Origin of the sequence: Haloarcula sp. Atlit-7R (assembly GCF_003666065.1) — an archaeon.
GTDB lineage: Archaea > Halobacteriota > Halobacteria > Halobacteriales > Haloarculaceae > Haloarcula > Haloarcula taiwanensis.
In genome coordinates this window covers 91,047-104,988 of the sequence record NZ_QXIK01000003.1, presented here as the reverse complement: position 1 = coordinate 104,988, position 13,942 = coordinate 91,047, and the positions used below count along the sequence as shown (strand labels likewise).

11 protein-coding genes are annotated in these 13,942 nt (G+C 64.6%); 7 read left to right on the top strand and 4 right to left on the bottom strand.

All coding sequences use genetic code 11. The features are described from left to right. The first annotated feature begins 282 nt into the window (after nucleotides 1-282). The 6 genes from D3D01_RS07760 to D3D01_RS07735 all read left to right on the top strand — a co-directional run bounded on the left by D3D01_RS07760 (nucleotide 283) and on the right by D3D01_RS07735 (nucleotide 4,816). Entirely contained in the window at nucleotides 283-711 is a 429-nt protein-coding gene (locus tag D3D01_RS07760; protein ID WP_004515440.1) for a 30S ribosomal protein S12, read from the top strand. A 2-nt stretch (nucleotides 712-713) separates the two neighbouring features. Further along, nucleotides 714-1,328 carry a 30S ribosomal protein S7 gene (locus D3D01_RS07755; RefSeq protein ID WP_101351171.1) on the top strand — a complete coding sequence of 205 codons (615 nt, stop codon included), beginning with the start codon at nucleotides 714-716 and terminating at the stop codon, nucleotides 1,326-1,328. A gap of 49 nt (nucleotides 1,329-1,377) precedes the next feature. Next, complete coding sequence (locus tag D3D01_RS07750; protein WP_121511806.1) at nucleotides 1,378-2,757, top strand: PQQ-dependent sugar dehydrogenase; 1,380 nt, start codon at nucleotides 1,378-1,380, stop codon at nucleotides 2,755-2,757. Between the two features lie 72 nt (nucleotides 2,758-2,829). Continuing rightward, nucleotides 2,830-3,411: a biotin transporter BioY gene (locus D3D01_RS07745; RefSeq protein ID WP_121511805.1), complete on the top strand. Its 582-nt coding sequence runs from the start codon at nucleotides 2,830-2,832 to the stop codon at nucleotides 3,409-3,411. Beyond that, a complete protein-coding gene (locus tag D3D01_RS07740) occupies nucleotides 3,408-4,112 on the top strand; it encodes an energy-coupling factor ABC transporter ATP-binding protein (RefSeq protein ID WP_121511804.1) in 705 nt (234 codons plus the stop codon). Before D3D01_RS07745 ends, D3D01_RS07740 begins: the two co-directional genes overlap by 4 nt. Further along, nucleotides 4,106-4,816 (top strand): energy-coupling factor transporter transmembrane protein EcfT, encoded by a 711-nt coding sequence (locus D3D01_RS07735; RefSeq protein ID WP_101351167.1) that lies wholly within the window; start codon nucleotides 4,106-4,108, stop codon nucleotides 4,814-4,816. The genes D3D01_RS07740 and D3D01_RS07735 overlap by 7 nt, the downstream gene beginning before the upstream one ends. A 19-nt stretch (nucleotides 4,817-4,835) precedes the next feature. Here D3D01_RS07735 and D3D01_RS07730 read toward each other — a convergent pair whose 3' ends face one another. From D3D01_RS07730 to D3D01_RS07720, 3 genes are all read right to left on the bottom strand, one after another. Continuing rightward, complete coding sequence (locus D3D01_RS07730) at nucleotides 4,836-7,931, bottom strand: PAS domain S-box protein (RefSeq protein WP_121511803.1); 3,096 nt, start codon at nucleotides 7,929-7,931, stop codon at nucleotides 4,836-4,838. A 144-nt stretch (nucleotides 7,932-8,075) separates the two neighbouring features. Continuing rightward, entirely contained in the window at nucleotides 8,076-8,870 is a 795-nt protein-coding gene (locus D3D01_RS07725; protein ID WP_121511802.1) for a DUF5781 family protein, read from the bottom strand. A gap of 66 nt (nucleotides 8,871-8,936) precedes the next feature. Continuing rightward, nucleotides 8,937-10,130: a PLP-dependent aspartate aminotransferase family protein gene (locus tag D3D01_RS07720; protein WP_121511801.1), complete on the bottom strand. Its 1,194-nt coding sequence runs from the start codon at nucleotides 10,128-10,130 to the stop codon at nucleotides 8,937-8,939. Between the two features lie 203 nt (nucleotides 10,131-10,333). On the opposite strand from D3D01_RS07720, the gene D3D01_RS07715 reads away from it, so the two are divergent. Further along, nucleotides 10,334-12,520 (top strand): elongation factor EF-2, encoded by a 2,187-nt coding sequence (locus D3D01_RS07715; RefSeq protein ID WP_101351163.1) that lies wholly within the window; start codon nucleotides 10,334-10,336, stop codon nucleotides 12,518-12,520. 228 nt (nucleotides 12,521-12,748) lie between these two features. Here D3D01_RS07715 and D3D01_RS07710 read toward each other — a convergent pair whose 3' ends face one another. Next, nucleotides 12,749-13,843, bottom strand: a complete 1,095-nt coding sequence (locus D3D01_RS07710) for a peptidase (RefSeq protein WP_394343390.1) — start codon at nucleotides 13,841-13,843, stop codon at nucleotides 12,749-12,751. Nucleotides 13,844-13,942 lie beyond the last annotated feature (99 nt).

Genomic DNA, 13,942 nt, shown 5'->3' with positions numbered 1-13,942 from the left:
CCGCCCGCTACTCTTTGCAGTACCCCAGTACCTGTAACCGATGGTGTAAGCGAAATATCATTCGGGGGCAATGTCACGGAGAGTGGGGGAGTGTTGTGTTGACCGCCAGACGCGACCGAAACACCCCACTGACAGCTTCTTCCTCATTGCCGTGGCGCTCTCGCCGCGTTATTTACCGTCCTTCTTGCCCCGTCTATGCCACAGAACGCCACACACGCCGACGCTACCGTCTGAGTCCGAAAGAGGAGTCTTAAGTACCTCCGAAAGGTACCAGTGCCTACTATGGCGAACGGCAAGTACGCCGCGCGCAAGCTCAAGAAGGACCGCCAGAAGCACCGGTGGTCCGACACTGACTACGCGCGTCGCGAACGCGGCCTGGGCAAGAAGTCCGACCCGCTCGAGGGTGCGCCCCAGGGACGAGGTATCGTACTGGAGAAAGTCGGCATCGAGGCCAAGCAGCCTAACTCCGCTATCCGGAAGTGTGTCCGCGTCCAGCTCATCAAGAACGGTAAGCAGGTCACCGCGTTCTGTCCCGGTGACGGCGCTATCTCTTTCATTGACGAGCACGACGAGGTCACAATCGCGGGTATCGGCGGGGCGAAGGGCCGCGCGATGGGCGACCTCTCCGGTGTCAACTACAAGGTCGAGAAAGTCAACGGCGTCTCTCTCATCGAACTCGTTCGCGGGAACGCGGAGAAACCGGTCCGATAACCATGAGTGCCGAAGATACACCCGAGGCTGACGCGGCTGAGGAAAGCGAGCCAGAGACGGCCCGTGCGAAGCTGTTCGGCGAGTGGGAGATCACGGAGATCGAGTACTCCGACCCTTCGACCGAGCGCTACATCACTGTCACGCCGATCGCCCACACGATGGGGCGCCACGCGGACAAGCAGTTCAAGAAAAGCGAGATCAGCATCGTCGAGCGGCTCATCAACCGCCTGATGCAGACCGACGAAAATACGGGCAAGAAACAGCTTGCAACATCCATCGTCACTGAGGCGTTCGAACTCGTTCACGAGCGCACCGACGAGAACCCGATTCAGGTGCTCGTCAGTGCGGTCGAGAACAGCGCTCCCCGAGAGGAGACTGTCCGCCTGAAATACGGTGGTATCTCGGTCCCGAAAGCCGTCGATGTCGCGCCACAGCGCCGCGTCGACCAGGCCCTGAAGTTCCTCGCCGAGGGCGTCTACGGTGGCTCGTTCAAGACCACCACGAGTGCCGCCGAGGCGCTCGCACAGCAGCTCATCGGTGCTGCTAACGACGACGTCCAGACCTACGCAGTCAACCAGAAAGAAGAGAAAGAACGCGTCGCGGCTGCCGCTCGCTAATTCGGCTGTCTCCGACATCTTTATTCTTCTATACTTGGCAGAGAAATCTATGCGACAGTCCAGCTGTGACGCCCGTTCCCGCCGCCAGTACCTCGCCGCACTCGGCGGTACCGGGGCGACCGTGCTGGCCGGTTGTCGCGATGAGTCAGGGACACAGACGGAGTCGTCGGACCTGACACCGACGGCCACAACGACGGCAGGCCCGACACACGCGCTGGACCGCTACGATGTCTCTCTCAGCCACGAGCGCGGCCAGTCACCCGACACCGACTGGACCGTTCCGACCACGTCGCCGACAGACACGCCGCTCGCCACGGAACCACTCATCGAGGACCTCGAAATTCCATGGGACCTCTCCTTTGCCGCCGACGGAACGCTGTTTCTCACCGAACGTGTCGGTCGTGTCCTCTCGTTTGTGGACGGAAGCGTCCGAACGGTCACCGAACCGGCAGCGGTCATCGACGCGGAATCGAGCGACGACGGCTGGTGGGTAACGGGCGGCGAAGGTGGGACGCTCGGCGTCGCCGCACACCCGACGTATCCCGACCCGCCGGTGGTGTACGTTTACTACACGACGATGACCGACGACGAGCGAGTCAACCGGGTCGTCGCGATGGACGTGTCGGCCGAAGACCCGGCCGCCACGGAGTCCGTCATCGTCGATGGCATTCCCGGAAGCAAGATACACAACGGCGGTCGGCTCACATTCGGCCCCGAGAAGTATCTCTGGATTACGACGGGGGACGCGGGCGGCGGCGAACTGGCCGCGGACACCAACTCGCTCGGTGGAAAGGTCCTCCGCGTGACGCCCGCGGGCGACCCCGCACCCGGGAACCCTGATATCGACGGGGACCCGCGGGTGTTCACCTACGGCCACCGGAATCCACAGGGGCTGGCTTGGCTCCCGGACGGCACCGTCATCGCCTCCGAACACGGTCCGACCGGACGAGACGAACTCAACCGCCTCGTGGCTGGAGGCTATTACGGCTGGCCCGACACCCGTGAACACGCAGAGTACCTCAATGCTGGTCCCGAGGTCCGCCGGCCGCTCGCAAACACGGGCAACGCTGGCGGCTGGGCACCTTCCGGCTCGCTGTTCTACACCGGCGATGCTGTATCGTCGCTGCGGAATCGACTGCTTACCGGCGGCCTGAAGGGACAGAAACTCCTCGTAACGACGTTGACACCAGACGGTGCGGACCCGCCGCCGGGCGACGACGCTGAGGTGTATGACGCCGACTGGACTGACGACGCCTACACTGCGACGACTCACTCTCTGCTGGCCGACGAACTCGGTCGGATTCGCCACGTCGAGCAGGGGCCAGACGGTGGGCTCTACCTCGTCACGTCGAACCGCGACGGGCGGGCCGGCGACGGGTTCCCGCGGGAGCGCGACGACGTGCTGGTCCGCGTCACGCCGGCCGAGTGACTGGAACGCCGGCCGCGGTCGCCCGTTCCGTGAACCACTGGCTATATTTCGGTTGACGAGAGAGGAAGACCCATGGCAACAGAGCAATCCGTCGACCTCGTCGACGACGAGACTGTGGGCTTGTTCACGAAGGCGGTGCTGCTCGCGGCGCTAACCGCAGCGCTTGCACAGATATCGATCCCGCTTCCGGGGGCGCTGCCGCCGTTCTCGCTGCAGCCCTTCGGAATGTTCTTCGCCGGCCTCCTGCTGGGGCCGCTGTGGGGCGGCGTTGCCCTGCTGTTGTACGTCCTTGTTGGTATCGCCGGCGCACCGGTGTTCTCGAACGCGAACGCGGGGCTGGGCTATGTCATTGCCGGGCAGGGGACCGGCGGCTTCCTCGTCGGCTTCCTCGTCGGTGCGGTCGTCGCCGGCGCTATTGCACACCGGAGCATAGCACCGAAACCGGTCGCTGATCTCTCTGTCCCGGTGCAGGTCGTCGCCCTCGCCGCGGCGGTCGCTGTCGTCTACGCTATCGGCGTCCCGTGGCTGGCGGTGGTCACCGGACTGCCGTTCGCCCGCGCTGCGGCTGTGATGGCTCCGTACATCCCGCTTGACCTCCTGAAGCTCGGTATCGCGGTCGGCGTCGTGCAGGGCGGGTACCTCGCCGGTCGATGATCGAGGTCAGCGACCTGCGCTACCGGTACGGCGATGTCGATGTCCTCGACGGGCTCACGCTGTCGATACCCGACGGTCAGTACTGTCTGCTCGTCGGACCGAACGGGAGCGGCAAGACGACGCTCGTCCGACATTTCAACGCGCTGCTGACGCCCGACGCCGGAGCGGTCACTGTCGACGGGACCGACGTGACGGACGACCCCGTCGTCGCCCGGACACGTATCGGGATGGTGTTCCAGCATCCCCGCGACCAGTTTGTCGCCGCGACCGTGGCGGCTGACGTGGCCTTCGGCCCGGAGAACCTCGGGCTCGACAGGGGAGAGATTGACCGCCGGGTCGATAGGGCGCTCGACGCTGTCGATCTCGGTGCTGCCGCCGAGAGCCGCATCGACGCTCTCTCGGGTGGCGAGCAAGCCCGCGTCGCCATCGCTGGGGCGCTCGCCATGGAACCGGACTACCTCGTGCTCGACGAACCGCTCGTCGGGTTAGACTGGCCGGCCAGAGACTCAGTGCTCGACCACCTCGACGCGCTGGCCGCCGATGGGACGGGTATCATCGTTGTCACGCACGACCTCCGGGACCTCCACGAGCGGGCCGACCGCCTCGTCGCGCTGCACGAAGGGCGGGTCGTGCTCGATGTGCCGCCAGCCGAAGCGCTCGACAGCCTCCCGGACCTTGGCATCAGAGACCCGCGATGTTGAGCTACCGACCCGGCTCGACATTTGCGCATCGGCTGGACCCGCGGTCGAAGCTGCTGGTCCAGTTCGGGCTCGCCATCGCCGCGGTCTCGCACCCCACCCTCCCGTGGCTCGTCGGGACGACCGCGTTCGCGCTGTGTACGCTCGCGGCGGCCCAGCTCTCGCCACTGGCCGTCCTGCGCTCGTATCGGGTCGTCCTTCTCGTGTTGGCGCTGGCCCCGTTCATCGCTGGCGTGGCGCTCGGCCCGCCGTGGTTTCGGGTCGACCCGGCGCTGCGCTCGGCGTTGCACGTCGGGCGTATTCTCCCGGTGTTGCTCGTCAGCGCCGCCTACCTCACGTCGACGCCGGTCCGGGACACCCGGGCGGCGGTCCAGCGACTGATTCCCGGTAAGCCCGGCCAGATTCTCGGCATCGGGATGGCGCTCGTCGTCCGGTTGTTCCCGCTGGTGCTCGCTGACGTGCGGGAAGTCCGGGACGCCATACACGCTCGTGGCGGCGAGGCCCGCCCGTTACGGGACCGCGCTCGGCTGCTCGCTGTCCGGTCGCTGGAACGCACGCTCGACCGCTCGGACCGGCTTTCGGTCGCCCTCCGGGCCCGTTGTTTCGCGTGGAACCCGACGCTTCCGCCGCTTTCCTTCGACCGTCGTGACTACCCGGTGCTCGCCATCGGTATCGCGCTGGCGGTGTCGCCGCTCGCCCCGGTGTAGCGGTTTGATATACGTGCTTTCACTCCACGATATCGACACCGGTAATCTCGAACCGTGCGCCGCCCTCGCTCCCCTCGTCGATGGTCACCGTCCAGTCGTGGGCGTCGGCGATCTCCGCGACGATCCAGAGCCCGAAGCCAGTGCCGTCGTCCGATGTCGAGTAGCCCGTCTCGAACACGCGCGATCGGTTTTCCTCGTCGATACCATCGCCGTCGTCCTCGACGTAGAAGCCGTTCTCAAGCCCTCCGATGGTGACTGTCACGTCATCGCCGCCGTGTTCGACACTGTTGCTGAACAGGTTTTCGAGCAGTTGTTCCAGTCGGCTTCCGTCGGCACGAATGACAGCGTCGGCCTCGACAGTAAGTTCAGCGCCGCCGGTTTCGACGTTGTGCCAGCACTGCTCGGCCGTGTCCGCAAGCGCCACGACGCCGGCATCAACCGACTGCTCGTCGCGTGCGGCCGCGAGCAGGTCCTCAATGAGTGTCCGCATCCGCGCGAGCGCGTCGCTGGCGCTGTCGAGGTGTTCGCTGCTGTCCTCTTGCCGGGCCAGTTCGATTCGGCCCTCGGCGACGGAGAGTGGGTTCCTGAGGTCGTGGCTGACGATGCTAGTGAACTCTTCGAGGCGTTCGTTCGTCTCCTCCAGTTCCTGCTCGCGGCGCTTGCGCTCGGTGATGTCTCGGTCGATACCGATTGCCCGGACCGGCGTCCCGTCGCCGTCGGATTCGACGCGGCCCTTTGCTTCCATCCACCGAATCTCACCCTCACGGACGATTCGGAACTCGGCTTCGTACATGCCGGTCTCGGTTGCCGATTCGATGCGGGCCGCCACGTCCGCCTGGTCCTCTGGGTGGACCATCGGTAGAAACTCGTCCAGCGACTCGATGTCAGTACCATACAGCGTCTCCGACCCGGGGTAGTACGCCAGGTCGCCGGACTCGAACTCGCGGTCCCAGACGACCGCATTGGTGGTTTCTAGCGCGATCTCCATCCGCTCGCGCGCCTCCTCCAGTTCGCGCTCCCGCAGTTTTCGGTCGGTGATGTCCTGGACCGAGCCCCGGAGCTTGACAACGTCGCCGTTCTCGGTGACTGGCTCACACAGCGCGCGGACCCACCGGTAGTTGTCGTCGTCGCCTGTACGCACCTCCATATCGTACCCCTCGGCCGTTTCTATCGCCCGCTGGAACTCCGCCCTGATAGTGTCTCTGTCATCGGTGTGGTACAGGTCGATGATGGATTCGAGGGTCAGTTCGTCGTCCGGAGGCAGTTCGTGTATCCGGTAGAACTCGCGTGTCACTGTCATCGCCGGCGGATCGGTTGTCACGTCTACCTCCCAGCCGCCGACGCTTGCAATCCGTTGTGCCTGGTCGAGGAGCTCCTTCGTCCGCGTAAGCTCCTGCTCGCGTGCTTTTCGGTCGGTGATGTCCCGGCCGATGCCGGCCAGCATCGGATTTCCGTCGGGGTCCTCGACGCGGGTTGCTGTGAACTCGTAGGGAATCCGGTCTCCGGATTTCGTAGTAAACGGGACCTCCACGCGGGTGGTGTCTCCCTCGAACACCGATTCGATCGCGGCTAGAACAACATCTCGATGCTCTTCCGGGAAGAAATCGGCTCCGTGGGCCCCGGCCACTTCCGCGGCCGAGTAGCCGGTCACGTTGAGCAGACTCTCGTTCCAGCGCCGGAAGTGGCCGTCGCTGTCGAGGACGTAGAACACGTCGTCGATAGCATCCAGCATGTCGTCGGTGTACTCCTTGTACCGTTCGAGGCGCTCCTCGCGCTGCTGCCGTTCGAGTTCGTAGCTCACCCACTGCGCCGCGAGATGAACGAACGTCTTCTCATCCTCGGTGAAGGGTGTCTCGCGGGGCGATCGGTCGACGAAACAGAGCGTCCCCGAATACGTGTCATAGACACGGACCTCGCCGCTGATGTACGTCTCGAACTCCCAGCGCTCGTATGCCGGGTCGGACACCCAGCCCTCCTCGGACGCTTCTGCGATTGCCATGATGCCCTCTGTGTCGGCCATCTTCCGGTAGTACGACTCCGACAGCGGCGTGACTGTTCCCGGTTTGAGCCGCTCGTCACTCCCACTCGCATAGCGGATGGTGAACTCGTTGCGGTCAGTATCACTCGAAGACAGGAACGCGCCGGCGGTCCCGAGGTGCTCCCGGCCCAGGTCCAGAACCGCCTGGATCTTCTCATCGAGGGTAGCGTCGGGGTCCGCGCTGATCTCGTAGAGCGTCCGGAGCGTCTGGTTGTGCTCCGCGAGCTGGTTCTTCGTGGCTTCGAGTTCACGCTCGCGGTTCCGCCGCTCGGTGATATCACGAGCGAAGCCAGCCACGCGAACTATCTCACCGGCGTCGTTGGTGATCGGCTCACCCTGTATCCAGACCCAGCGCTGGTACTCCTCCGCTTCGTTGACGCGGCATTCGACATCGGCCGACTCGCCGTTGATGAGGCACTGCATCGCGTCTTTCATCCGCTCGCGGTCCTCAGGGTGGATCCCATTCAGGAAGTCGTACGGGTTGTCACGGAGCTTGGTAGCTGACCGTCCCCAGATGTCCTCGTAGGCGGAGTTGATAACAAGGACCTCGCTCAAGTCGGCGGTAAACTCCCAGAGGATATCGTTGGTCGCTTCCGTGAGTTCTCGGACGCGGCGCTCTGACTCGGCGGCCTGTCGCTTCGCGCGGTACTCGGAGACCGCGTTTTCGATGCGGTTGGCCAGCAGTTCGTACACCTCGACGCCGAACGACTTCTGCAGATAGTCGGTAACGCCCATCGAGATCGCTTCGCTGGCTACCTCTTCGCTCCCTTTCCCGGTGAACAGAATGAACGGCAGATCCGGGTTCGTCTCCCGAATCGCATCGAGCAGTTCGATGCCGTTCATCCTCGGCATATCGTAGTCGGAGACGACAGCGTCGAACCCGTTTTCGGCGAGTCGGTCGAGTCCGTCCCGTGCGCTGGTCGCGGTTTCGACGGAGATCCGGTCATCCGCGGCCTCTAGGGAATCCGCTGCGACAGCCACGAAGTCGGGGTCGTCGTCGATGTGTAACACCCGAATCCGGTCGCCGACGACATCGGTTTCCCGGCCTGGGTGCCGGCCGCGGAGCGCCTCAGTCATAGTCAACTAGTTCACAGGTCCACGCAAAAACAGTTCTGGCGCTCATTTCGCGTATGACCGAACCGGCAGCCAATGGCGACGAGACCTTACCGAACGTGTGGTACTGCCGACCGCCGTTGGATCGGTTGCCCGGGACAGGTGGTTTCAATCCGCCGCGCGGCCGCCGCCACCGGCGTATGCGCGAGTCACGTCGACGAGCGCCTTCCGGAACTCGGACTCGTCCGGTTCGGGCGAGAGTGCTGCGAAGTGGCGCTTGAACTCCGCAAGGTCGACCGATTCGGCGTCCTGTGCCGCGGCATGCGCGAGGTCGTACAGCCGGTGGTCTGTCTCGACCAGATTGTGGCGTTCACACAGCGCAAGAGCGAACGCTGCGTTGACGGCCGTGATATCCGGGTCTGCAGCCGGCGTCAGCCGCGCGGCCGGTTCACCCGGCTGTCGAACCCGGTTCGACGATGTCGAGCGGTCCCATGTCGGTGGGTCACCGGGTCGGTCTGCGACGGCAGCCGCGAGACTGGCTTCCAGAAACGGCACCAGCTTGTCGCCGGGCACCACCGGCATCCAGATGTCGTCGGCGTAGACGTCTTTCATGTGGTTGGCGATCTGGTAACAGTGCGTGAGTTTTCGCTGTTCGACCGAACGCCCCGCCAGCGCGAGATAGATGGCTTCCCGTGTCGACTGGGTGTGTGACGGATGTCCGCGCTCGTGGTGGTGCATATGCGCGTACTCGTGTAACGCCAGTTCGCGGGACATTGCGCTCGTGGCGGCTTGGCGGGAGATTGTTAGCCGGTGGGCGTCGTCGCTGTGGCTAACGCGGGTGCGCTCATCGGGATCCTCTCGGACCCGGACAGTCACTGGTCGTTTCAGGTCGTGTTCCGTCGAGAAGAGGTCCTTCGCTCCGAGAAACGGTTCGGCCGGCCCACCCTGCACGTGCACGTCCATGTGTCACTATGCCACGGGGCGCAGCGCTATTAATGCACGGGTGGGGGCAGCGTTCGCACGCAGCGCTCAGTACTCAAGCGCCGCGAAACCGCGTTCCAGATCGGCCCTGAGGTCTTCGACATCTTCGATACCGACGGAAAGGCGGATGAGCGTATCAGAGATGCCCAGTTCGTCCCGTGCCGCCGGTGAGAGCGGTTCGTGGGTCATCGCCGCCGGAAGTTCCGCCAGGCTCTCGACGCCGCCGAGGCTGACTGCCAGCGTCACCGTCTCTAATGCTTCGAGAAAGCGCTTGGCGTCGGCCATATCTCCGGCCAGTTCGAACGAGAGTACGCCGCCAAAGCCCTGCATCTGCTCGCGAGCCAGTTCATGCTGTGGGTGACTCTCAAGTCCGGGATACTGGACCGTTTCGACGCGCTCGTGGTCGTCAAGGTACTGCGCGAGGGACATGGCATTGCTCTCGTGACGAGCCATTCGGACGCCCAGCGTCTTGATTCCTCGCGAGACGAGATAGCTGTCGAACGGGGCGAGCATGTTCCCGAGTGCAATCTGCTGGCGGAACTCCACTCGTTCGGCCACCTCGGGGTCGTCGGTAATCAGCGCGCCGCCGACGGCATCGCTGTGGCCGTTGAGGTACTTCGTTGTGCTGTGGACCACGAGGTCCGCACCGAGCGACAGCGGCTGCTGGAAGTACGGACTCGCGAAGGTGTTGTCGACGCCGACCGTCGCGTCGTAGTCGGCGGCGACGGCCGCAATCGCGTCGATGTCACACAGCTTGATACGCGGGTTCGTCGGGGTCTCGACCCAGACTAACTCCGTTTCCGGCGTCATTGCGGCCGCGACAGCGTCGGCATCAGTCGCGTCGACGAACTCCACGTCAACGCCAAGCTGGTCCCGGAACAGCGTTTCGAACATCCGTCGCGTGCCCGCGTACAGGTCGTCAAATGCAACGACGTGGTCGCCCGGTTCGACCAGTGAGAGCACCGCTGTTGCAACGGCCGCCGTCCCAGAGCTGAAGGCATAGGCCCGTTCCCCGCCTTCGAGCGCGGCCAACTCCTGTTCGAGGCCGTGTCGGGTCGGGTTTGACAGCCGCGAGTAGAGGAACTCTCCGTTACCGGGGTCGATGTCCTCTAGAGACAGGTCCGTGTCGAGGCCGGCCAGTTCGTAGGTCGAAGAGAGGTGTATCGGGAGCGTGACATCCCCCGCTGCTGACGCCGTCTCGGTACCGACTGCGATCGTGTCGAGGTGTGGACGCCGAGTCATACGCTCCCGTCCGCTGGCTGGCGCTAATACCTTTGCAATCATTACTCATCCGTATGCAAATAATTATAATCGCAGAGCATACGCTCCCGACTACCGGCCGAGCGGAATGCCAGACCATGCCACGCGAACGGCCGGATTTCGACCGGTCACGGCCGTAGTGAAACACTATCCTTTTGACCCTGCTGTTGATAGAAAGCTGTATAATGGGCCGACGTAAGAAAATCGTCCAAGAATGTGAGACACTGATGGACGACCCGGAGCACATCCGGAACATCGCCATCGCTGCTCACGTCGATCACGGAAAGACGACGCTGACGGACAATCTGCTGGCCGGTGCCGGCATGATTTCCGACGACACCGCCGGCGAACAGCTGGCGATGGACACCGAGGAAGACGAACAGGAACGCGGGATCACCATCGACGCGGCCAACGTTTCGATGACCCACGAGTACGAGGACCAGAACCACCTCATCAACCTCATCGACACCCCCGGCCACGTCGACTTCGGTGGCGACGTGACCCGCGCGATGCGTGCCGTCGACGGCGCGCTGGTGGTCGTCGACGCCGTCGAGGGCGCGATGCCACAGACCGAGACGGTGCTCCGGCAGGCGCTCCGCGAGGGCGTCAAGCCGACGCTGTTCATCAACAAGGTCGACCGCCTCATCTCCGAGCTCCAGGAAGGCCCCGAAGAGATGCAGGAGCGCCTGCTCGCGGTCATCCAGGACGTCAACGACCTCATCCGCGGCATGACCGAGGAGATGGACGACATCGAGGACTGGACAGTCTCCGTCGAGGAAGGGACCGTCGGCTTCGGCTCCGCGCTGTACAAGTGGGGTGTCTCGATGCCGTCGATGCAGCGGACCGGCATGGACTTCGGCGAAATCATGGAACTTGAGCGCAACGACAAGCGCCAGGAACTCCACGAGCGTACGCCGCTGTCTGACGTGGTTCTGGACATGGTGTGTGAGCACTTCCCGAACCCCGTCGACGCCCAGCCCCGCCGTGTCCCGCGTATCTGGCGCGGCGACGCCGAGTCCGAACTCGCCGAGGACATGCGGCTGGTCAACGAGGACGGCGAAGTCGTCCTGATGGTCACTGACATCGGTGTCGATCCTCACGCTGGCGAGATTGCCGCCGGCCGTGTCTTCTCCGGCACGCTGGAGAAGGGCCAGGAGCTGTACGTCTCCGGGACCGCGGGCAAGAACCGCATCCAGAGCGTCGGCATCTACATGGGTGGCGAGCGCGAGGAGGTCGAACGCGTTCCCGCTGGTAACATCGCCGCTGTCACGGGGCTCAAGGACGCCATCGCCGGCTCCACGGTCTCCAGCGTCGAGATGACCCCCTTCGAGTCTATCGAGCACATCTCGGAGCCAGTTATCACAAAGTCCGTCGAGGCACAGAACATGGACGACCTGCCGAAGCTCATCGAGACGCTCCAGCAGGTCGCCAAGGAAGACCCGACCATCCAGGTCGAAATTAACGAGGACACCGGCGAGCACCTCATCTCCGGGCAGGGTGAACTCCACCTGGAAGTCATCGGCCAGCGTATCGAGCGCAACCAGGGCATCCCGATCAACACTGGTGAGCCGATTGTCGTCTACCGCGAGGCCCCGCAGGGCGAGAGCCGCGAGGTCGAGGGCATCTCGCCGAACCGCCACAACCGCTTCTACATCTCCGTCGAGCCGCTCGGCGACGATATCGTCGAGACGATCAAGATGGGCGAAGCGTCGATGGACATGCCCGAACTGGAGCGCCGTGAAGCGCTGCAGGAGGCCGGCATGGACAAGGACGACTCCCAGAACATCGAGCACATCCACGGGACCAACATCCTCCTCGACGAGACGAAGGGTATCCAGCACCTCAACGAGACGATGGAGCTCGTCATCGAGGGCCTCGAAGAAGCGCTCGACGACGGCCCGCTCGCGTCCGAGCCGGTCCAGGGCTCCTTGCTCCGTCTCCACGACGCCCGACTCCACGAGGACGCCATCCACCGCGGTCCGGCCCAAGTCATCCCGGCCGTCCGCGAGGCAGTCCACAACGCGCTCATCGACGCGCAGATTAAGCTGCTGGAGCCGATTCAGCAGGTCCGTATCGACGTGCCAAACGACCACATGGGCGCTGCGAGCGGCGAGATTCAGGGCCGACGTGGCCGCGTCGACGACATGTACCAGGAAGGCGACCTGATGGTCGTCGAGGGCGTCGCGCCCGTCGACGAGATGATCGGGTTCTCCTCCGACATCCGCTCGGCCACCGAGGGCCGTGCCTCCTGGAACACCGAGAACGCCGGCTTCCAGGTCCTTGCCGACAACCTCCAGCCTGACAAGATCAGCGAAATCCGAGAGCGCAAGGGCATGAAGCAGGAACTGAACCCGGCTATCGACTACTTCTAGACCACCTTTTTCTGCGTCGGGTTCGAGTCGCGCTCTCCGAGCGCGCTCGAACCACTCCTTGAAAAACGTGGTCTTGCTGAGCGAAGCGAAGCAAGGCTCGGGAGAGCTCTGCTCTCCCGGTGGCGAAAAAGGCCAGACGCTCACTCCGTTCGCGTCCGGGGAAACCGCGCGCCAACGGCGCGCGGTATGCGTGTCCGCGTTTGTCTCTGCTCCGTAACAGCATTGCGCTCATTCTCCCGCCCGTGCTCGCAGGCGGTCGATTCGGTTCCCCAGCGGCGGCGACTTCGAGAACGGGTTGGCGAACCGTCGCCTCGATGGCTCCATGTCGTGGACGGCGGCGTACCGTTCGAGTGCGTCGGCGACAGCGTCCGGGCCGAAGCGGTCGGCCGCGTAGTCGTCGGCTGCCCGGACGCCGCGGCGCGTGGCCCACAGGCTGCCCAGGGCGAGGCCGAGGCTCACGCCGGCAAGCGGCCACAACGGGCCGATATCGGCCAGCGCCACGAACAGCGGGACCAGTGCGAGCAGCAGGCCGCCGACGACTCGGGCCAGCACTCGGGCCTGCTGTCGCCCGGCCTGGACCGCGAGCAGGGCCGTCGCCGTCTCGTCGTCGAGCGCGTCGAGGAACGTGCTCGTCACGAACAGGCGGCGGTATCCGGGGACGCCGCGGACGGTCGCGTTCGCCGTCCCCTCGCGGTCGGTGTCGAGTATCCGGATGTCACGGACGGTCAGTCCCGTGCGCTCCCCGAGCCGATTCAGCGTCGCTTCGGTCGATTCGTCCGGCGTCCGGGCCGTCCGAACTATCGGAATAATCCAGGGAGCTGCGGCCTGCACAGCGACGATGAGCGCGGCGACGACGGCCAGCAGGACGACCGGCGACAGACCGGTTTCCAGCGGCGCGATGACGACCGTCACGAAAACCGACAGCCCGAAGACGTACCGCCCCATCCGGACGAGCGCCCGGCCGGTCGAGAGGTTGATGTCACGGACCCTGCGGACGCCCCGAACGGTCGGCGCATAGGCGGCGAGTCCGATACCGCCGGCGACGAGTAGTTCCGCGAACATCGCCAGCAGTGTTCCGACCGTTCCGCCCCCGCCGCCGACCACTGCGTAGCCGAATCCGAGTAGCCGAAAGAGGACGTACGACAGCAGGGCGAACGGGAGCAGGACCCCGAGGTACAACTGCCGGTACCTGGCGACAGGGTTCGAGAGCCGCTGTACGACTGCGCTACCGAGTGCGCCGAGGGCGAGGCCGGCGATGGCGAGGATGACGGCGAGGACCACCGCCGTACCTACCGCTATCGGAGGTGACTGGAGGGCGTACACGTACGACATGCTTCGCCATCGCGCAAAAAACGTAGCGTTCCCCTGTCAGCACCTGTCACGTCGAGGCCCCACGCTTAGGTCGCCCGGCACCGAACGGCA